16 protein-coding genes are annotated in these 19,662 nt (G+C 70.0%); 1 reads left to right on the top strand and 15 read right to left on the bottom strand.

Annotated features, from left to right (window positions below; genetic code table 11):
* The first annotated feature begins 91 nt into the window (after window positions 1–91).
* The gene (locus tag ACFXJL_RS25910; RefSeq protein ID WP_384696151.1) at window positions 92–748 is read left to right on the top strand and encodes a phosphatase PAP2 family protein; all 657 of its coding nucleotides are present in this window, start codon (window positions 92–94) and stop codon (window positions 746–748) included.
* 7 nt (window positions 749–755) lie between these two features.
* On the opposite strand, the gene ACFXJL_RS25905 is transcribed toward ACFXJL_RS25910, so the two are convergent.
* Genes ACFXJL_RS25905 through ACFXJL_RS25835 form a run of 15 tightly spaced genes read right to left on the bottom strand, consistent with a single transcriptional unit; the run spans window position 756 to window position 19,649 of the window.
* On the bottom strand, window positions 756–2,138 hold the full coding sequence (locus tag ACFXJL_RS25905) for a glutamate-1-semialdehyde 2,1-aminomutase (protein WP_384696148.1): 1,383 nt from the start codon (window positions 2,136–2,138) through the stop codon (window positions 756–758).
* An 8-nt stretch (window positions 2,139–2,146) separates the two neighbouring features.
* A complete protein-coding gene (gene rfbC, locus ACFXJL_RS25900) occupies window positions 2,147–2,698 on the bottom strand; it encodes a dTDP-4-dehydrorhamnose 3,5-epimerase (protein ID WP_358880527.1) in 552 nt (183 codons plus the stop codon).
* The gene (locus ACFXJL_RS25895; RefSeq protein WP_384696145.1) at window positions 2,695–3,948 is read right to left on the bottom strand and encodes a polysaccharide pyruvyl transferase family protein; all 1,254 of its coding nucleotides are present in this window, start codon (window positions 3,946–3,948) and stop codon (window positions 2,695–2,697) included. The genes rfbC and ACFXJL_RS25895 overlap by 4 nt, the downstream gene beginning before the upstream one ends.
* Complete coding sequence (locus ACFXJL_RS25890) at window positions 3,945–4,901, bottom strand: glycosyltransferase family 2 protein (protein ID WP_384634932.1); 957 nt, start codon at window positions 4,899–4,901, stop codon at window positions 3,945–3,947. The genes ACFXJL_RS25895 and ACFXJL_RS25890 overlap by 4 nt, the downstream gene beginning before the upstream one ends.
* Window positions 4,898–6,226, bottom strand: a complete 1,329-nt coding sequence (locus ACFXJL_RS25885) for a hypothetical protein (RefSeq protein WP_384696142.1) — start codon at window positions 6,224–6,226, stop codon at window positions 4,898–4,900. The genes ACFXJL_RS25890 and ACFXJL_RS25885 overlap by 4 nt, the downstream gene beginning before the upstream one ends.
* On the bottom strand, window positions 6,223–7,563 hold the full coding sequence (locus ACFXJL_RS25880) for a DUF4910 domain-containing protein (protein ID WP_384696139.1): 1,341 nt from the start codon (window positions 7,561–7,563) through the stop codon (window positions 6,223–6,225). Before ACFXJL_RS25880 ends, ACFXJL_RS25885 begins: the two co-directional genes overlap by 4 nt.
* Complete coding sequence (locus ACFXJL_RS25875; RefSeq protein WP_384696136.1) at window positions 7,560–8,594, bottom strand: NAD-dependent epimerase/dehydratase family protein; 1,035 nt, start codon at window positions 8,592–8,594, stop codon at window positions 7,560–7,562. The genes ACFXJL_RS25880 and ACFXJL_RS25875 overlap by 4 nt, the downstream gene beginning before the upstream one ends.
* Before the next feature lie 3 nt (window positions 8,595–8,597).
* Window positions 8,598–9,245, bottom strand: coding sequence for a PIG-L deacetylase family protein (locus ACFXJL_RS25870; protein WP_384696133.1), 648 nt, complete (start codon window positions 9,243–9,245; stop codon window positions 8,598–8,600).
* Window positions 9,242–10,057: a glucose-1-phosphate cytidylyltransferase gene (locus tag ACFXJL_RS25865; protein WP_384696131.1), complete on the bottom strand. Its 816-nt coding sequence runs from the start codon at window positions 10,055–10,057 to the stop codon at window positions 9,242–9,244. The genes ACFXJL_RS25870 and ACFXJL_RS25865 overlap by 4 nt, the downstream gene beginning before the upstream one ends.
* A gap of 13 nt (window positions 10,058–10,070) precedes the next feature.
* Entirely contained in the window at window positions 10,071–11,315 is a 1,245-nt protein-coding gene (locus tag ACFXJL_RS25860; RefSeq protein ID WP_384696128.1) for a class I SAM-dependent methyltransferase, read from the bottom strand.
* The gene (locus ACFXJL_RS25855) at window positions 11,312–12,586 is read right to left on the bottom strand and encodes a glycosyltransferase (RefSeq protein ID WP_384696126.1); all 1,275 of its coding nucleotides are present in this window, start codon (window positions 12,584–12,586) and stop codon (window positions 11,312–11,314) included. The genes ACFXJL_RS25860 and ACFXJL_RS25855 overlap by 4 nt, the downstream gene beginning before the upstream one ends.
* A 2-nt stretch (window positions 12,587–12,588) precedes the next feature.
* Window positions 12,589–13,911 carry an O-antigen ligase domain-containing protein gene (locus tag ACFXJL_RS25850; protein ID WP_384635419.1) on the bottom strand — a complete coding sequence of 441 codons (1,323 nt, stop codon included), beginning with the start codon at window positions 13,909–13,911 and terminating at the stop codon, window positions 12,589–12,591.
* A 1-nt stretch (window position 13,912) separates the two neighbouring features.
* The gene (locus ACFXJL_RS25845; protein ID WP_384696123.1) at window positions 13,913–15,436 is read right to left on the bottom strand and encodes a right-handed parallel beta-helix repeat-containing protein; all 1,524 of its coding nucleotides are present in this window, start codon (window positions 15,434–15,436) and stop codon (window positions 13,913–13,915) included.
* A gap of 8 nt (window positions 15,437–15,444) precedes the next feature.
* Window positions 15,445–17,427, bottom strand: a complete 1,983-nt coding sequence (locus ACFXJL_RS25840) for an alginate lyase family protein (protein WP_384696121.1) — start codon at window positions 17,425–17,427, stop codon at window positions 15,445–15,447.
* The gene (locus ACFXJL_RS25835) at window positions 17,424–19,649 is read right to left on the bottom strand and encodes a bi-domain-containing oxidoreductase (RefSeq protein ID WP_384696118.1); all 2,226 of its coding nucleotides are present in this window, start codon (window positions 19,647–19,649) and stop codon (window positions 17,424–17,426) included. The genes ACFXJL_RS25840 and ACFXJL_RS25835 overlap by 4 nt, the downstream gene beginning before the upstream one ends.
* Window positions 19,650–19,662: the final 13 nt, after the last annotated feature.

The following is a 19,662-nucleotide window of genomic DNA, read 5'->3' as shown; positions in this document are numbered from 1 at the left end:
ATGCGCTCGTTGGATCGGGCGCAGCCGGCCGCATCCACGGCCACCACCCATCACCACAAGCCACCCTCGGCCGACCGGAAGCGGTGCACGGATGACCGGCCGCCCGGCGTCCGCGGTACTGCCCCCGACGCTGCGTGCGTGGCTCGGGCTGATCGCAGCCCTCGCCACACTGACGGTCGTTGCGCTCGCCGTCCTGTACGCAGACCACGACGAGCCCGGCATGATGGACGCATGGATCCAACCGGCGGTGGACGGCGTGCAGCCGCCTTGGCGGAACATCGCTCTGGCCACGGACTTCCTGGGTGAGCCCGCGGGAGCGGCGGCGCTGGTCCTCGCCGCAGTGACCTGCTGTCTGTTGCTCCGGCGCCCCCGCGCGGCGGTGCTCATCGTGGTCGGCACCGGCCTGACAGTGGGGACGACGAAGCTGCTCAAGCCCTTGGTAGGACGCACCATCCACGGCGAACACCTGGCCTACCCGAGCGGGCACACTGCCTTCTTCACCGCGCTCGCCCTCATGGCGGCTCTGCTCGCGGTCGGCCGGTTCGGCCTCGGCAGGACGGGCAGCACCCTCTTCCTGCTCGCCGCGGCGCTGGTTGCCGGCGCAGCCATGGGGTGGGCCCAGATCGCTCTGGGCGCGCACTATCCGACCGATGTCATCGGCGGCTGGTGCACCGCGCTGGCGGTGGTACCGGCGACCGCATGGCTGGTCGATCGGACGGCTGACGCCGGCCGGCAGGAGCGTCGCTGACGTCACCTCATGCGAGGCGCCGGAACACGGGCTTCACCGGTTGCCCGGCCAGCCAGGGAGTGGGATCACCGGCGTCCAGCGCCTTCCGGTACACCGCACATGCCTGGGCCACCGTGTCGATGGTGTGGTCGATGTCGGCGTCGTCGAGCGCGCTGCTCACCACGAACGACGGGGCGAGCACCCCGCCCATGAGGAGTTGCCGCAGGAACAGGGTCCGGTACTCCTGCGACGGCTTCCGGTTCTCGTCGAGGGTGGCGAAGACCAGGTTGCTGGCCCGGCCCCGGACGACGATGTGGTCACCGACGCCCAGGCTGGCCGCCGCTTCGCGCACTCCGGCGGCCAACCGTTCGCCGAGTGCGTGCAGTTGCGCGGTGATGCCCTCCTCGACGTAGGTGGTCAGCACGGCCATCGAGGCGGCCAGTGAGTGTGTTTCCGCACCGTGCGTGGTGGACAACAGGAACACCCGGTCGCCGGAGTGACGCAGCCCACCCCGCTCCATGAGCTCACGGCGTCCGGCCAGCGCGGAGACGGCGAACCCATTGCCCAGTGCCTTGCCGAACGTGGAGAGATCGGGGACGACGCCGTACAGGCCCTGCGCGCCCGCCTCGGACCAGCGGAGGCCGGTGATCATCTCATCGAAGATCAGTACGCAGCCGTGTCGGTGGGCCAACTCGCGCAGGCCGGCCAGATATGTGGCAGTGGGGTCTTCCTCACCGGAGCGAGGGGAAGAACTCGACGAGGACCCGGTGTGGTCGGCGGGTTCGAGGATCAGACAGGCGACCTCGCCCGGATACCGGGTGAGCAACTCCTCGGTGGCGGCCAGGTCCCCGTACGGGAACGCCACGGTGAGCTCGGTGGTCGCCGCCGGAATCCCCGCGGACATCGGCGTGGTGCCGATGAACCAGTCGTCGACGGAGTAGAACGGATGGTCGCCGCAGATGGCGACGCGTTGGCGCCCGGTGACGGCGCGGGCGAGGCGCACCGCGGCCGTGGTGGCGTCGGAGCCGTTCTTCGTGAACTTCACCATCTCTGCGGTCGGCACGGTGGCCAGGAAGCGTTCCGCGGCCTCGACCTCCACGATGGACGGCCGGACGAAGTTGCTGCCGCGGTCGAGTTCCCGCCGCACCGCCTCGACCACGCGTGGATGGGCGTGGCCGAGACTGACCGAACGCAGGCCGGAGCCGTACTCGATGTAGCGGTTGCCGTCGAGGTCCCACACATGGGCGCCGCGGCCGTGACTGATGATCGGGGCCAGGTTCTCGGGGTACTGGTCGTCGCCCTTGGCATAGGTGTGCGCGCCCCCGGGGACCAGGGCGTGCAGCCGCTCGTTCGCCAGCCGCGACCGGGGCAGGAGGAATTCTTCGGTGCCTGCGATGCCTTGGGTGTACACGCCGAACCTCAGCTCTTCTGGTGCTGGAGGACCTCGGCGAGGCTCGGTGCCTCCCGGTCCCGTGCGGACATCGATGTGATCGGCAGCGGCCAGGGAATGGCGAGCTCGGGGTCGTTGAAGGCGATCGTCACATCCTCGGTCGGATCGTGCGGGCGGTCGATCCGGTACGAGACGTCGGCGGTCTCGGTCAGTGCCTGGAAGCCGTGCGCGCACCCCGCTGGGATGTACAGGGTCACCTGTGTCTCGCCGGACAGCTCGAAGAAGGCCCGATTGAGGTAGGTCGGCGAGTCCTTCCGCAGGTCCACGACGACATCGAAGATCCGCCCGTACGAGCACCGCACCAACTTGGCCTCGCCGGCTCCGGAGCGCAGATGCAGGCCGCGCAACACCCCCTGCACCGAGCGGGACACGCTGGACTGGACGAAGGCGTCCGGGTCGAGGCCCACCGAGCGGACCACGTCGGCGTCGAAGGTGCGGCAGAAGAAGCCGCGTTCGTCGGCGTACGGGGTCGGCTCGAACTGGTATGCGCCAGTGATGGCCGGGACTTCGATCGCTTTCATGGAGCCTTCCGCAGGGTGGTGGTGTGGGAGTGGTCGGTCGTCGGGAAGAGGGCCGCGGTCAAGGCGGTGAACTGGCGCTCAAGGTGCTGGGCGGCGACCGCGTTTCGCTCGGTGAGGGTGCGTCGGACTTCAGCCGAGCTCTGCTCAAGCTCCCGGAACTGCTTGAGCAGCCGGTCGGCGTCGACCTCGCGGGCCGGGTGACAGTACGCCTCCAGTCCCATCTGAGCCATCAGCGCGTCGCTCTTCGCCGCATAGCTGAGCGAGAGCGTCGGCGTACCGACCTTCAGTGCGCAGATGAGGTTGTGGTAGCGGGTCGCCACCACGGTGTCGGCAGCCGCCATCTCCTTCATCAGATCGGTCACCGAGGCCGCCTCGGCAGCGGTGACCAGCGGCGATTTCACCGTGTCGAGGATCGAGGCGACCACCGCCGCGTCGACCCCGTCGCCGGTGAGCAGTCGGACCGGCCTGCCGTCGTCGACCAGCGCGCGGACGAAGCGGGTCGTCCCGTCGAGGTAGCGCCGATAGATCTCCTCTGCCCGGGCGCGGTCGTCGTTGCTGCCGTGGAAGGCCATGACACCGACGCAGACCGGGCCCGGCGCCCCAGGGGGCGTGCCGGTTCCGGTCCTGGGCAGTGTCGGCAGCGCGAAGGCCAGGTCGGGATAGACCTCGTCACGCGCGGTGTCCACGCCCATCGCCCGCATCGCGTCGCGGGACGGGGCGTCCCGGTACGACCGGTACGTTGCCAGCCGCGCCGACCAGCGCACCAGGGCGCGCGTGGGTCGGCTGCCGATCGTGGCGGCGCCGACGCTGACGAGTGCGACCCGGGTACCGAACAGCCGGCCGCTCGCGCAGAGCAGGAACAGCGAGTAGGGGAAGCCCCACGGCCGCAGTGGCAGCGTCGCCTCCAGGACGCCCATGCCCGGGATGATCACCACGTCGTGCCGGCGCACCCAGGCAGCGGTGCGGAAGACATCGACGAGTTTGCCCAGGCCCTTCCCCGCGATCGCGCCCGCACGTGAGGCGGTCCGGTACTCCCCGCGGTACCAGTGCAGTCGTGTCGCGGGAATCCCGTACCGGGCCTCGACGACCTCGGGCCCACCGCACAGCGCGTCCACGACCGCCTCCGGGTGCTCGGCACGGAGGTACCCGAGCATGGCTTCGAGCGACCCGTCGTTGCCGAGGTTGCCGGAGCCGAGCAGGCCGAACACCCCGACACGCACCGGGACCGGGGTTCCGTGCGGGGACTTCACGCCTGCCTGCCTTCACGGCCGGCGACGAGGGCGTCGACGGAGACGGTGAGCCGGCTCGGGTCCACCGGGGCGCGGTCCTCGACCCGCTCACCTGCGCCCGGCCGGACCCGGCTGGTCATCCAGGTGGCCAGGTGGCCGTAGCACGCCCGCCGGTCGGCCGGGGACAACGGCGCCCGCCGGATCGCCGCGACGAAGCCCCAGACGTACTCGGCGAGCAACCGGGGCGTCGGATGCAGCGCCCCTGCCCGCCGCGGGTCCAGATTGACGCACCGGGCGCGCTTGCCCGGGTTCGCCCGCTCGGCGCGCGTGGGGTGGTCGCGGCGGAAGTACATCAACTCCGGCACCTGGTGGAAGGGCCCGTGCAGGGTGATCTCGGCGACGAACGTGCGGTCCGCATGGTGGTAGCTGTCGTGCGGCTTCACCCGGCGCAGTACATCGGCCCGCATCACCCCGTAGAAGTCGTCACCACCGGGCTCGAACAGCAGACTGCGAAAGCGCTCCGGCGCGTGCGGCGAGTCGGTGGCGAGCCCGTAGTCGTACGGGACCTTCACCTGGCCGTCGCCGTCGATGACCGCCTGGCCGGTGTGGGCGAGAATGATCTCCGGCCGTTCGTCCAACGCCTCCACACAGCGTCGCAGCAGGTCCCGGGCGTACAGGTCGTCGTGTGAAGCCCACTTGAACAGCTCGCCGCGGCACTCGGTGAACACATGGTTGTGGTTCGGTGCGGCGCCGATGTTCTTCGGCAGCCGGACGTACCGGATGCGCGAGTCCCGCGCGGCGTACCGACGGCAGATGTCCTCGGTCCCGTCGGTCGACGCATTGTCGGACACGACCAGTTCGAAGTCCTCGTAGGTCTGGCCGAGCAGGGCGTCGAACGCCTCGGCGAGGTACTCCTCGCCGTTGTACACGGGCAGGCCGATGCTCAACCGTGGAATGCGGCGAGATGCGGTCATGGTGTCCTCACTTCACGAAGGGAGTTCTGGTGGTGCTCACGCAGGGCGGACCGCAACTGCAGCCACCACACGGCCGACCCGCTCAATGTCGCGGCGGCCACGCCCCAGGCCGAGCCGACCGTGCCGGCCACGGCGGCTCCGCCGAGCCCACCGCTGACATAGCAGGCCGAGGCGAACAGTTGGCAGCGCAGGCTGCGTCGGGCCGCGCCGAGCGCGCGCAGCCCGGCCGCTGCGCCGACGCCGAGGCCGGCGCCCGCGACACCGAGTGTGGCCGGCACGATGAGCGTCGATGCGGAGTGCCAGACAGCGCCGAGCACGAACTCTCCGAACCGGTCCGGCACCAGCAGCAGCGCCGCGCCCCAGAGCAGGGCGGCGACGGCCTGCCCGCCACCGAGCAGGAGACAGAACATGCGCAGCCGGTGCGGCGCCTGCCGCAGCACCCGTGCCGCCTCCGCCACGGTGACCAGCGACAGCCCCATCAGTGCGGCGAGGAATGGGGCGAGTAGGAGTTCGGCGCCCCGGATCACACCCACCGCACTGACCCCGACGATCAGACCGAGTCCGTAGGCCCGCAGTTGGGCCGCGCCGCTGACACCGACGTTCTCGACCAGGTACCGGTATCCGAGGTCGCGGTGCTGGCGGAGCCACTCGCGCGCTCCGGTCAACCGGGGGCGGATACCGGACTGGAGGCAGCCGTACACCGCGGCCACCGCGGCGGACGTGCCCCAGGCGAGCACGAAGGCGGCCACGGTGTCCACGCGGGCCGCCACCACCATGGCGGGGATGAGTGCGATGCCCCCCAGGAGGTCGTTGACGAACGCCTTCCGCCCGGTGCCGGCGGCGAAGAACGAGAACCGCCAGGCGTCTTGCAGGAGCAGTGCGGGCAGGACGAGGCCGAGCGCTGCGAACGCGATCCCCAACTGGCCGCCCAGCGCGAGTCCGACCAGCAGGAACAGCGTTCCCACGGTCGCACCGATGCCCAGGGCCGTACCCGACGAGCTGGCCACCGCCCCGCGCCAGGACGCGACCTCCACACCGCTGAAGCGCACCATCAGCGGGTCGGTGGCCAGCCCGCGGGAGACGCTGAGCACCACGCCGTAGGTCAACCAGGCCAGGCTGAACACACCGAACGCGGCCAGCCCCAGCGAGCGTGCCACATAGATTCCCACCGCGAAGTTGGTCAGGCTGCAGACCGCCTGATCGGCCAGTCCCCAGGACAACCGGCCGACGATGGCGCGCTTGGCGTTGGGCCGGCCGCCTTCGGCCGGGGCCGCCGAGGGCTCCGCCGTGCTCGGGTTCTGACTCCCGGTGGTCATCGGCGTCATGCCTTGATCAGCCCGGCGCCGTGGAGGGCGTCGGCGGCGACGGCGACGGTGTCGAACGGAAGCCCGGACCGCTCGGCGACGTCCAGCAGACTGTGCTCGCCGTCCGAGAGGTTGAGCACCCAGAGCATGGCCATCTGGGCCTGCTTCGCATCGCTTCGGCCGCCGAGTGATTCGTACAACCCGCGCCGTCCCAGCTGTGGTTCGCCGTAGGGGCTGAGGTTGAGGTACCGCCGATTGCGGTCCAGCACCGCGAATGTCTCACGGCAGACGGCGAGGGTGTCCGCCATCGCCTCCGGGGAGACGAAGTCCGGGTTGTCCGCCGAGGTGTGGTACTCGGGGTAGCCGGCGTACGGGGTACGGCTGAGTGAGCCCACCCCGAGATCGAACCCGGGCGAGCAGAACTGCCGCTCGTCGTAGCCGTACGGAGTGAACTCGGTTATCCGGTGGGGGCGTTCGGAGGCATGGAGCACATGTCGCACCACCCGGTCGATCTCCGCGTCGCCACGTCTGCTCTGTTTGTACGTCAGTTGGCCCGGGTCGCCCGCGCAGGCCAGCACCAGACCGTGTTCGACCCTTCCGCCGGCTCTCGGCTCCTCCCTCGACCCTCCACCGAGAGGGGCTCCCGCAGCAGTGGATGTCCCACCCACCCGCTCCGCGTTGCGGGCCAGCCAGGTGATCGCCCCGATGGTGCCGGGCGCGAAGATGAACCGGTAGGTGTAGTACGGCGTCGTCTGCGCCAGTGCCCGGGCCAGGAACGTCGCCACCGCGATGCCGGCCAGGTTGTCGTTGGCCAGCGATGGGTGACACACATGGCAGGAGACGATCACCTCGTCGGAGATCTGGCCGGGGACCACGTGCTCCGCGTAGGTGAGATGGCCATCGGCGAGCGTGGAGTCGATGCGCACCTCGTAGTCGCCGTCCGGCAGCGCGTCCAAGGTCTCCTGGGCCAGACAGAACCCCCAGTCCGGCTTGTAGTAGCTGGTGCGGTACGGCACCCAGCTCGGATGCTCCGGCAGGGTGTGCAGGTGCTCGCGCAGCTCGGCCAGCGGCATGGTCGCCGACACGGGCACGCTGTAGCCGAGCACGTGCAGGCTGGATGCCGCGAAGTCGACGACCCGGTTGCCGGCGGCGTCGGCGATGTAGGCGTCCCGGATGTTCCACTCCTGCGGCACCGTCCAGTCGAGAACCTGCGTCCCGGTCGGCACCTCGTGCACCTGGAGCGGAATGTACTCGCCGACGATCTCCAAGGTGGCGCGCACACCGTCGCCCGTGATGCTCCGGCACAGCGGGTACAGCCGCTCCACCAGTTCGTGCATCTGCTCGCCTGCCGCGGTCATCGGCGCCACCGCAGGGTTTCGTCGACGGCGCCGGCGCCCTGCTGCTGGAGCGCCGCGCGCAGCACAGCCAGCCGGGTGAAGCGCTGCTCGAAGTCCTCCTTGGTCAGCCCGTGTTCCCGGTAGGCGTCGGCGAGTTCGAGCGCACCCCGCTTCACCGACCACTCGCAGGCGAAGTCGGGCACCGCGGCACGGAACCGGGAGAAGTCCACCCGGTAGGACCGGGGATCGGCACCGGCCTCCCCGGTGATCACCACCCGTGAGCCGGAGACCGCTTCGGCGACCTGCTCGGCGATCTCGGCGACCGTGACGTTGTTGATCTCGCTGCCGATGTTGAACGCCCGGTCGTGCACGGCTTCCCGAGGCGCGATCAGTGCCGCCGCGAAGGCTTGTGCGATGTCGGCGGCATGTACCAGCGGGCGCCAGGGGGTGCCGTCGGAGAGCACCAGCACCTCGCCGGACAGGAGCGCATGGCCCACCAGATTGTTCAGCACGATGTCGGCGCGCAGCCGGGGGGAGTAGCCGAACGCCGTGGCGTTGCGCATGTAGACCGGGGTGAAGTCGCTGTCGGACAGTGCGTGCAGATCGTCCTCCACCCGGACCTTGGACTCCGCGTACGGCGTCACCGGGCGCAGTGGGGCGTCCTCGGTCACCAGGCCGTCACCGCCCGCGGCCCCGTAGACCGAGCAGGTCGACGCGTACAGGAAGCGTCGCACTCCGGCGTCGCGTGCCAGCCGGGCCAGGTGCACGGACGCATGGTGGTTGATGTCGTAGGTGAGGTCCGGTGCCAGCGCTCCCAGCGGGTCGTTGGAGAGCGCGGCCAGATGGATCACGGCGTCCACCCCGGCCACGTGCTCGGCCGTGATGTCGCGCAGGTCCACCCGATGCCCCGGCGGGTCCGCTGGCGTCGGGCCCAACACACAGGTGGCGAACAGTCCGGCGTCCAGGCCGACGACCTCGTGCCCGGCGGCTGCGAGTACCGGGGCCATCACGGTGCCCAAATAGCCCTGGTGTCCGGTCAGTAGCACGCGCATGGTTCATTCCCCCAGGTCGAGAGTGAGTTTGGTGACGGCGAACGCCTCGGCGTAGCGTGCGTGGCATTCGATGCCCCGGATCCGTGCCAGACCGAGGAATGCCTCCCGGTCGTACCAGGGCCGGTGCCGTTGGGACGCATAGTGCTCCTGTAGAAGCTGCACCTTCCGTTCGGCGAGCTCCGGCGACAGCGGCTGGTACGCCACCGGACGGCCCAGATCCCCGTCCCACTTGACGATCTCGTAGCCGAGCACGAGGTGGTCGCGGAAGGCGGTCGACATCAACTTCGCCAGGCCGCGGTGGTCCTGATGTGCGTCTTCGGTGCGTGGCGCCAGTACGAGGTCCGGCTCGGTCCGCCCCCGTAACTCCTCGACCGCGGCCTTGGCCTCGTCCCACTGCGCGGGCAGTCGGCCGTCCGTCAGTTTGAGGACGGTCAGCCGGAGGTCGGCGCCCGGGCAGAAGGCGGCGAGTGCGGCCTGCTCCTCCTGCTCCCGCTCGCTGCCACCGCCCGAGAGGACCAACGCGTCGACGCGGATGCCCGGCCGTGCCAGGCACATGGCCAGCAGCGTGCCGCCGGCCCCGATGGCGATGTCGTCGCAGTGCGCGCCGACCACGACGACCTGGTTCAGAGGTCCCGTTCCGAGTCGGATCACGCGGGCCTCCCTTCGGTCACATTCGCCTGCGCGCCGCTCCGCTCCCACACGGCCCACGGACGGTCGCCCCGGGCGTATGCGGCATCGAGCGCCGCCCGCTCCTTCACGGTGTCGGTCGGCTTCCAGAAGCCGCGGTGCTGGTGTGCGATCAGCCGGCCGCGCTTGGCCAGTTGGGCGCAGCCGTCGGCGACCAGGTCCCCGCTCTCCGGGATGTGGTCGAAGACCTCCTGCCGTAGCACGAAGTAGCCGCCGTTCTCCCACAGGGGGAGTTCGCTCACGGCGGTGATGCCTCCCACCAGGCCATCCTCGCCCAGGTCGACGCAGTGGAAGGAGGACTGCGGGGGCACCACCATCATCGACGCACCGGCGTCGCGCTGGGTGAACCGATCGATCATCTCCGGTAGGGGAGCGTCGGTGAGTACGTCAGCGTAGTTGGCGAGGAACATCTCATCGCCGTCCAGATGGTGTCGCACCCGGCGCAGCCGCTCCCCGATCGGTGACTCGATGCCGGTCTGCACGAAGGTGATCGTCCAGTCGGCGATGTCGTTGGACAGCAGTTCGGCGCGCCCGTTGCGCAGCACGAAGTCGTTGGACAGCGTCTCCTCGTAGTTGAGGAAGAAGTTCTTGATGTGCTGGGCCCCGTAGCCGAGGCACAGGATGAACTCCGTGTGCCCGAAGTGCGCGTAGTAGCGCATGACGTGCCAGATCAACGGCCGAGGCCCGACCATCGCCATCGGCTTGGGCATGTCGTCGTCGGAGGCTCCGTTGCGCATGCGCAGCCCGTAACCGCCGCAGAACAGTACGACCTTCATGCTGCGATCTCCTTCACGACGCGACCTCGACAATGCTCAGTTCCGGGATGGGGAAGACCAACCGGCCGCCCCATTCGTGTACGAAGGACAGTTGCTCGACCAACTCGGTCCGCAGGTTCCAGGGGAGGACGAGCACGTAGTCCGGGCGGTCGATGGCTATCTGCTCGGGCGGCAGGATCGGGATGCGGGTGCCCGGGGTGAACCTGCCGTGCTTGTACGGGTTGCGGTCGACCGTGTACGCGAGCAGGTCCGGCCGGATGCCGCAGTGGTTCAGCAGGGTGTTGCCCTTGCCGGGTGCGCCGTACCCGACGACCCTCTCGCCGCGCTCGGCCGCCTCGATGAGGAACCGCAGGAGGTCCCGGCGCACCTTGGCCACCCGAGCGGCGAACTCGGTGTAACCGGACAGTTCCTGGAGACCGGCGGCCTTCTCCCGATCCAACACTTCGGCCACCTGCTGGGTCGGCTCGCCGGCCACCTCGGTCGGCCGGGCCCACAGCCGGATGGAGCCGCCGTGCGTGGGCAGCAACTCGACATCCACGAGCGAGAGCCCGCCGCTCTCCAACGCCCGGGCCGCGGACGCGACCGTGTAGTACTGGAAGTGCTCGTGGTAGATCGTGTCGTACTGGTTCTGCTCGATCAGGGTCAGCAGGTGCTGTACCTCGATGGAGACCCAGCCATCGTCGGCGACCAGGGCCCGCAGCCCCTTGGTGAACCCGACCACATCGGGGATGTGTGCGTACACGTTGTTGGCCACGACCAGGTCCGCCGGACCGTGCTCGGCACGCACGGCGGCACCGGTGGCCGGGTCCAGGAAGGCCGTGAGCGTGGGTACGCCCGCGTCGCGCGCCGCGGCGCCGACGTTCACCGACGGCTCGACGCCGAGGCAGCGGATACCTCGGTCCACCAGGTGCCTGAGCAGATACCCGTCGTTGCTGGCGACCTCGACCACGAAGGCTTCCTCGGCCTGGGAGTCGAGTCCCAGCCGCTCCACGGCGTCGGCGACGAACGTGCGCGCGTGCTCCACCCAGGAGGTCGAGTAGGACGAGAAGTACGCGTACTGCGTGAACGTCTCCTCCGGGCTGATCAGCGGTGGGATCTGAGCGAGCCAGCAGTCGGTGCAGACCTGCAAGTGCAGCGGATACGCCGGCTCCGGTCGCTCCAGTTGGTCCGCGGCGAGAAAGCTCTCGCACGGCGGGGTCGCTCCAAGATCGACGACGCTTGCCATCGCCGCCGAGCCACAGAGTCGGCACGGTGTCATCTACTGTCCCCATCCCTGCTCGCGCGGGGTCCCCGCCGCGAGCCAGTGCTTTTGTCCCCAACCGGCGGCGGGCTGTCCCCGTCGCCGGACCGTCCCGCGATCGCGGTGCGGTATCCATCCACCAGGCGCTCCAGCCCGACCGTCGGGCTGAAGTCCAGTTCATAACGGCGCCGGGCCGCCCGCCCCATCTCCCGGTTGCGGTCCGGCTCTCGTGTGATCCGGCGCAGACAGGACGCGAGCGAGGCCGCATCGCCCGGCCGGTGCAGCAGCCCGCTCACGCCGTCATCGACGAGTTCGACGAAGGCGCCGTGACCGGCCGCGACGGTCGGCACCCCGGCCGCCATCGCCTCCGCCACCACCAGGCCGAACGCCTCCAGCCATGTCGAGGGGGCCACGACCGCGACCGATCGCGCGATGGCCTGCCGGCACTGCGCCGGGTCGTACAGACCGACGTACCGCACGTCGTCCCGGCCCGCGGCCCAGGCCGTCACCTCCTCCTCCAACGGCCCCGTGCCGGCGATTACGAGCGGTACGCCGACACCGCCTTCGGCGGTGATCTCGTCCCACGCGGCCATCAGCAGCCGCACGCCCTTGGCCTCCGCGAGTCGGCCGAGATAGAGCAGATGGTCGCCGCCATCGGTGCGGAGGGTGCCCGGCTCGGGCACGAAGTTGTGCTTCACCGCCAGTCGCTCGGCCGGCATGCCGGCCTGCACCAGCACTTCGCGCTGTGCCGCGGAGATGCAGAAGAACCGCTCCACGCCGGACCACCACCGCTGCCGGTTGACGAGAAGGCTGATCGCGAGCGGTACCGTCGCCAGCCGGGAGTTCCGGTAGCAGCCGTGCCGGACGGCGGGCAACGGCGTCGATCCGACACACTCGGTGCACGGCCGGCCGTCCCGCTGCAAGGTGCCGGGCGGGCAGACCTGGGTGTAGTTGTGCAATGTGGCGACGGCGGGCACCCCGGCGTCGGCGCAGCCGGCCAGTACTGCCGGCGACAGGAGCGGGAAGACGTTGTGGACGTGTACGACGTCCGGCCGGTCGCTGCGGAGCCGGGCGGCGAGCTCCGAGCGGACCCCCGGGTGCCACGGCACGAGGAGGGGTAACGCGGCCTTGCCCAGCAGGGACCGGCCCGCGATGTCGTCGCTGCGTCGCTCGAACAACTCGACCCGGTGGCCGGCGGCGCGCAGCAGTGCCACCTCCCGGTCGACGACGTTGTTCTCCCCGCTCGGCTGCGCCGAGGAGTAGCGGTTGTGTACTACGAGAACGTGCATGGTCAGGTCACCTCCGATCCCCGGGCAAAGCGCGGGAGACGTCGTCGTGGAACTGCGGGCGTCGAGAGTGGTGTGGTGGCGGCGGTCGACGTCAGCAGCGAGGCGGCCACGGCCAGATGCAGGAGATACGGCGAGGCGTCGCCCAGCCCCGCCTCGGTGTACGAAGCGATGGCGCAGTAGCTGATCAGGAAGATCGCACAGGCCCTCTGGAGCGAAGGCGGCCGGAGCAGTGCGACACCGCCCAGCACGAGGAAGATCGCCGCCACGATGACCGCACCGGACAGGCCCTGCTCGTGGTAGACGGCCAGCCAGCTGTTGTCGATCGGCAGCCCGCCGAACGACTTGTCGCCCAGGCCCACGCCGAACAGGTACTCCGAGGTGGTCCGAGGGGCCGCCAGCAAGGCGTCCCAGACCTTGGCCCTACCGGTGAGGTTGGAGAAGTTCTCCTGGCTCTGTCCGCGTAGGAACCACGCCTGGAGCGCGGAACTGAGCGCCACCGCTGCCACCACGGCGCACAGCACCGCCCAGGCGAAGAACCGACGGGCGGCGGCGCTCGTCAGGACGAGCGAGCCGATCGCCAGCACCAATCCGATGAGCAGGCCGAGCGTGGCCGTTCGGGTGTGGGTCAACGCGAGCAGGACGAGTGACGGCACGATGATCACCACCGCGCTGGTCCTGTCGGCCCGACGGCCCAGTACGAGCAGCACGGTAAGCCCGATGATCACCGCTGCGTACTGTCCGATCTGTGGTGGGGTGAGCGGCCACAACGCGCCGACCAGCCGGCCACCGTAGAGCTCGGGCACGGCAGCGCCCGGCGAGATCACCGCGCCGGCCGCCACCGATCCGAGCACCGCGAAGTACATCCGGATGTGGTGCCGGACGAACAGCACCCCTCCGTCCCACCAGCGGCTCAGCAGCCATAGCGTCCCGACGAAGAGAGCCAGCCGGGTACAACGGAACAGCGCGCCCAACCCGGACTCCAGGTGCACGCTGGAGATCACACTCGGCACCAACAGCAGGGTGAGCAGGAGCAAGAAGGCGCTGGCTCGGATGCGCAGCCGAAGGTTGAGCGCGAGTGCCAGTGTGAACGCGGCGAGCAGCGCGCCCATGGTGACCATCTGGATGAGGGAGCGTGGCAGCGGAATGATGGTCTTCGCCCCGGCGGAGCCGAGCGTGTTGAGGATCAGCAACCCCCAGACCAGCCCGACGGCCTTCGGCGTGCCGACAGGGCGCGGTTCCCAGCCGGGCTGTGCGTCCGCAGTGTCTGTGGTGGCTGTGTCGGCCGGTCCGCTCGCTGACCCACCGCGCCGTAGCTCCCCGCCCATCTCAATCACCGGCCCGTAGGTCAAGGGTGCTGCCCGCGTCCTGCTGGTAGGGCGCGTTCTGCCACTGCCCGAAGTCGAGGACCCGGCTCGGGTCGTGGGCGACGAACTTCCACGGGCCGAGGTAGACGTTGTCGTGCCAGCGGTTGCGCTGCTCGTGGGTGATCGCCTCCGCCACCCGCTCGCCCTGGTACGGGGACCAGTCCGGATAGGTGCCGTAGTTGGCCAGCACCGCCATGCGGTCGCACTTCACCGTGCACCCGACGACGGACTTGTCCAGCACGAAGCGGTTTCCGTGGATGTCCACCCGCTGGGTCTTCCACCGGCAGTCGGCGAGGAGCGGTGTGGTGGCGATCGCGGGCTGTGCGCAGCGGCGGACGTCCCGCACCAGCAGTGTGCAGTCGCCGGATGACGTGTTGGCCGGGCTGTTGCAGAACCGGTCGGCGTTCTCCCAGAGGGTGATTCCGGACCAGTTGTTCTCCAGAACGTTGCGGTAGATCTCGATCCGGTTGGTGCGGGCGGGTATGCGTGGTTCGCCGCCGGCCTCGGACAGATAGATGGTTCCGAGCGGGAAGCTGTCGCCGCGTTCGGCGTACCGGCGGCCCTCGACCCAGTTGTTCCGCCGGATCGTGTTCCTCCGGATGACCGCGTTGTAGCTGATCTCGTAGATCAGCGCGGCACCGTCGTTGGCTTCGAGCACATTGTCCTCGATGCGGAAGTCATTGTTGTTGGTGTCCGCCCACAACCCGGCCCCGCGATTGTCGTGCACCCAGTTCCCACGTATGTCGGCTCCGTTGACGGCCCAGAACTTGACGCCTCCGGTACAGCCGCAGCCGGGCCGCCGCCGCTCCCAGTCGTGGGTGTTGTTGCCCACGATCTCATTGCCCTCGACCACCAGGTCGCTGACCAGGCCGCTGGTCTTGTACGCGTTCAATCCGTACTGACCGTTGCTCCGCAGACAGTTGGCGCGGACCCGCTGACGGGCGCCGGCCATCAACCCGGCACCGGAGTTGTGTTGGATCGTCGAGTGCTCGACCACCCATCCATCGGCCGAGTCATGGTTGACCACGCCCTCGTTGTGCGGCGCGACGAACCCCTGCACGGTCAGATGGCGGATCGTGACATCGGGGGCGCTGCCGCCGAACGCGTACTGATTGGTCCGCCGGCCGTCGAGCACCGCGCCCGATGCACCGAGATAGCGGTTCCCCTTCTTGGGGATGACCTGGGCGTAGCGGTCGGGTTCGAGCCTGTGCTGGCCCGGTCGAAGCCAGAACGTGCTGTTCGGGGGGCTGTTCCGGGTCTTCGTGGCCAGATCGCCGACCACCGCGGGATCGATCGTCACCGCGCCCGCGGGTGCCTGCGACGGCCCGGCCACCGGCTTGGCGCACACCCGTGCCACGGTCCGGGCCACTGAGGTGGAAGGGGCGACGGTCGGCTCCGCCGGGGCGCCCTGTGTTCCCACACAGCCGGTTGCCAGCATGGCCGGTGCCGCCACCGGTAACGCCCAGTTCCGCCACTTGATTCCCACGTATCCCCCTAGTCGTGGAACGTGAGCACGGTGGTGAACTCCCCCAACGGCGCGGCGCCGTCGGTGAAGCCGGTGCCGACCAGCGTTGTGGTGGGTTCCTTGCGCCCGAAGCCGGGGGAGTACCAGCCCAGCGGTGGGTTGCTCTCGCCGCGGTGAGCCTGCCAGCGCAGTTGTTCGGGCAGGTCGAGCGCCGCGGAGCGGTCCTCGCCGTCCCGGGTCCAGGTGAGCACTGCCCGGCTTCCCACCAGGTCCGCTGTGATCTCCGGCCCGAGGTGGAATGCCAGTCGGGCGGACCGGCGCGGGCCGCGCACCTCGTCGACCACGCGCAACTCCCGGCTCGCCGCGGTCAGCTCCACCCGACGGCGGTGCACCGAGCCTTGGTAGCCGTCGTGCTCGGCGGACCAACGGGCCGTCGCTCCTTCGGCGCCTCCGGCTGTGTCCGCGACCAGGACGCGGCTGCGGGCGTGCCGGGTCCACAGGAACGGGCCACCGGAGCCGGACTGGTCATCGCCGTCCAACTGCAAGGTGTTGTGACCGAGGGTCGATCGGAAGTACTGCCGCCACTCGGGCTGCCCGTGGTAACAGTAGGTCCCCGGGTCGGCGAGCACATCCACCCCGTCGTGCCGTACCTCCACGGACAGCGCGTCCGCATGGGCATGTGCGGCGATGGACAGGAAACCGTGCGGACCACCGTCACAGCGGCACCAGATCCCCGCAGGACCGCGCAGGATGGTGAGCCCCGCATCGGCGAAGTGGGCCGGTCGGTCTGTCGGGCGGGTCGCTGCCGCTGCGCTTCCATCCCGCGCGTACGGCCGGATGAGCGCGGCCAGCAGCGGGGTGCGCACATCGGTGCCGGTCACCGCGGGCCACCAGCTGAGCCCGCCGAACACGGCGTCCCCGGTGGTCAGCAGCGAGCCCCAGCGGTCGGTCCCGGCGCCGTCCAGGACCAGGCCGTGACCGTCGTCCGCATCCCCCTGGCGCGGCGGCCGTAACCGGTTGTCCACGATGGCCGCGAGCGCATCGGTCATGCGCAGCAGCACCAACCGGATGGTGTCGGGGACCGGCACGCCGGCGGCATCCGCCTCGGCCACCGCGGCGAGGCCGAGCTCCAGGACGAGTCCGTGGTACTCGGTGGCCAGCTCGCGATTGAGGCCGGAGCCGAAGGTGTTGCCGCGCAGGTTCCGTTCCAGTGACCGCAGTGCGTCGGTTCGCCAGCGCTCCGATGCGGGGAACCACCCGAACGCGCAGGCCGCGGCGAACTGCCCGGCCGCCTCAGCGATGATGTGGTTGTTCGCCGAAGACGCCCGGCTGGGGAAGGCGGCCAGCCAGCGCTGGTGGTGCCAGATCTGCTGGAGCGCCACCGGGTTGCCCTCGAACAGCGCGGTCGCGCCCGACCAGCCGTCCAGCAGCCGGCGGATCCACACCCAGGAGAGCAGCCGGATCCCCAGCTCGATGCCGCTGATCCAGTGCACGCCCCGCAGCGGCGCGTTGGCCGCCCACCACGACCGCAGATGCGTGGCCACCCGCTCCGCGTACTGCTCGTTCCCGGTGATCGCATAGGCGGCGGCGAGCACGGTGAGGTACTGGTGCCGGGACAGCTCCCAGATCTGCTTGATGTCCCCGGCCGCGTCCTCGTTCCGGTACGGCACGTCGAAGGCGTAGCCCCAGGGAGCCCGGCGCCCGGTCTTCGGGTCGTACCACCAGTCCGGTTCGTCCAGGTCGTCGCGGACCACACCGAAGTACTCGACCTGCCCCGCCATCAGCCGGTCCGCCTCGGCGATCAGACGCTTCGCGGCGTCCGGTGGCACCGCGGCGATCGTCCCGACGGGCAGTACCGCGGTGAACCGGGCGTCGGTCACGCTCGGGCCGTCCGGCAGCCCGGAGCGCCAGCGTCGTCTGCGCACCGCGTCGCCCGCCCGGCCGCCGACCTCCCGCGGCCCCATCCGCGACAGCCTCCGCAGGTACCAGCCCAAGGACGTGCTCGTGGTCATCGGCCACTCGCCAACGTCACCGGCGCGCCGCCGGCCAGACTGGTCTGTACGGCGAGGGTGGCGGCCGTGGTGGCGACCAACGACTCCAGCGGCATCGGCATCGGCCCCCCGGTCCGCACGGCCTCAAGGAATGCGCCCACTTCGGCGCGCTGGCCCTTGTCACGGGCCTTGGCCAGCCGCGGGCTGCTCCACCGCTTGCGGCCGTACACCGAGGCACGGACGAAGTCGTCGAGCCGCAACACCTTGCCGTCGGCGATCAGGTCCAGCGTCTCCTTGGGGAAGCCGGGTGAGCCGCTGGTGACGTAGCTGATGGTGGCGGTGGACCCGCCCGGGTAGCCCAGCACGATCTGGAGGTCGCCGCCGCCCTCGCTGCCGGACGTGGCGACCGCGTACACGGACACCGGGTCGGCGGCGAGCAGCCAGCTCGCCGTGTCGATGAAGTGCCCGCCCTCGCCGACGAACCGCGACCCTTCGGTGTCCTGGCGGAGGTACCAGCTGCCCTGCTCCAGGCGGCCCGCGTTGACCAGGTAGCGCAGGCTCGCCGGACCGGTCCGGGTACCGAACCGCTTCCTGGCCTCCTGCAACAGTGGTGCGAACCTGCGGTTGAAGCCCACCTGTAGCCGGTCGTTGCCGGACTCCTCCACCGCCGCGAGCACGCCCGCCAACTCGTCCTGGTCGAGCGCCAACGGCTTCTCCACGAACACCGCCTTGCCGGCCAGCAACGCTCTCCGGGTCAGTTCGGCGTGGGAGTTGTGCCGGGTGACGACGAACACCGCGTCGATGGAGGGGTCGCCGAGTACGGCGTCGAGATCGGTGGTCGCCTCGTCGAAGCCGAACTTCCGCTTCGCATTGACCGCGGACAGCGCCGTCGTGGTGACGACCGTGGACAGCTCCACGCCGTCGCGCCCGGCCAGGTGCGGCAGCAGCATCGACGTCGCGTAGTTCCCCGCGCCGATGAAGCCCACCCGTACCGATGCCTTGGCGGACCGGGCCGGGACCGAGGCTCCACCGCCGCGTCGCACCGCAGGCACGGTGATCACCGGGGCGACCGCTTCGGCCGCCTTCTCCGATACGCCATGGCCTGCGGGGTGATCGGAGCCTTCGGAGTAGCGGAACAGCACCGCCACGGCCTTCAGATCGCCGTCCTTCAGGCTCTGGTACGTCGTCACTGCGTCATCGAAGTCGGCGATGTGGGAGACCAGGGGCTCCACGTCGATGCGACCGCGCGCCATGAGGTCGAGGAAGCACGCCAGATTGCGGCGCTCGGTCCAGCGCACATAGCCGATCGGGTAGTCCCGGCCTTCGAGCTCGTACTCCGGGTCGTAGCGCCCGGGGCCGTACGAGCGGGAGAACCGGACGTCGAGTTCCTTCATGTAGTACGCGTTCCACGGCAGGTCAAGGCGGCACTTGCCGATGTCGATGACCCGGCCGCGGTCCCGGCTCAGCCGGGCGGCCAGCTCGACGGGCTGATTGCTGCCCCCACCCGCGGCCAGATACACCTGGTCCACCCCATGGCCGTCGGACAGCTCGGCGACGGCGCTCTCCACGGCCGCGGACGCGGGATCCCCACAGGCCACCGCACCCAGCCGCTCGGCGATCTCGCACCGCACCGGGTCGGGGTCGACACCGACGACGCGTACTCCCGAGGCGGCCAGCAACTGCACCACCAACTGCCCGATCAGCCCCAGGCCGATGACCAGTGCCACGTCCCCGAGTTGTGACTCGCCACGGCGGACGCCCTGCAACGCGATCGACCCGACGGTTCCGAAGGCCGCGTGCCGCGGTGAGAGACCGTCCGGCACCGGCGTGTAGAGGTTCTTCGGCACCCAGTTGAGCTCCGCGTGCAACGCGTGCTCATTGCCGGCGCAGGCCACCAGGTCGCCGACCTTCACATCGTCGATCCCCGGGCCGACCTCCTCGACCACCCCGCACAGCGAGTAGCCCAGCGGGGTGTAGGAGTCCAGCTTGCCCATCACCTTGCGGTAAGTGGCGGGCACCCCGTTGGTGGCCACGCTCTGCACCACCTTGGCCACCTGGTCCGGCCGGGAACGGGCCTTGCCCAGCATCGACATACCGGCCTCGGAGACCTTCATGAGCTCGGTCCCGGTGGAGATCAGCGAATAGGAGCTCCGTACCAGCACGCCGCCCGGCTTGCACCGGGGCACCGGCACGTCGAGCAGCGCCAGCTCGCCGCTCTTGTAGTTCTGCACAACCTGTTTCACCCGAGCTCCTCTT

Source organism: Streptomyces sp. NPDC059256, from assembly GCF_042753785.1.
GTDB lineage: Bacteria > Actinomycetota > Actinomycetes > Streptomycetales > Streptomycetaceae > Streptomyces.
The sequence above is the reverse complement of the archived record's forward strand: the minus strand, read 5'-3'. Positions and strand labels throughout refer to the sequence as shown.

Excerpts from the sequence above, each read along its gene's own strand:
- ACFXJL_RS25910 (WP_384696151.1), top strand. The coding sequence starts at position 92 with ATGACCGGCCGCCCGGCGTCCGCGGTACTGCCCCCGACGCTGCGTGCG.
- rfbC (WP_358880527.1), bottom strand. The coding sequence starts at position 2,698 with ATGAAAGCGATCGAAGTCCCGGCCATCACTGGCGCATACCAGTTCGAG.
- ACFXJL_RS25890 (WP_384634932.1), bottom strand. The coding sequence starts at position 4,901 with ATGACCGCATCTCGCCGCATTCCACGGTTGAGCATCGGCCTGCCCGTG.
- ACFXJL_RS25885 (WP_384696142.1), bottom strand. The coding sequence starts at position 6,226 with ATGACGCCGATGACCACCGGGAGTCAGAACCCGAGCACGGCGGAGCCC.
- ACFXJL_RS25880 (WP_384696139.1), bottom strand. The coding sequence starts at position 7,563 with ATGACCGCGGCAGGCGAGCAGATGCACGAACTGGTGGAGCGGCTGTAC.
- ACFXJL_RS25875 (WP_384696136.1), bottom strand. The coding sequence starts at position 8,594 with ATGCGCGTGCTACTGACCGGACACCAGGGCTATTTGGGCACCGTGATG.
- ACFXJL_RS25865 (WP_384696131.1), bottom strand. The coding sequence starts at position 10,057 with ATGAAGGTCGTACTGTTCTGCGGCGGTTACGGGCTGCGCATGCGCAAC.
- ACFXJL_RS25860 (WP_384696128.1), bottom strand. The coding sequence starts at position 11,315 with ATGACACCGTGCCGACTCTGTGGCTCGGCGGCGATGGCAAGCGTCGTC.
- ACFXJL_RS25855 (WP_384696126.1), bottom strand. The coding sequence starts at position 12,586 with ATGCACGTTCTCGTAGTACACAACCGCTACTCCTCGGCGCAGCCGAGC.
- ACFXJL_RS25850 (WP_384635419.1), bottom strand. The coding sequence starts at position 13,911 with ATGGGCGGGGAGCTACGGCGCGGTGGGTCAGCGAGCGGACCGGCCGAC.
- ACFXJL_RS25840 (WP_384696121.1), bottom strand. The coding sequence starts at position 17,427 with ATGACCACGAGCACGTCCTTGGGCTGGTACCTGCGGAGGCTGTCGCGG.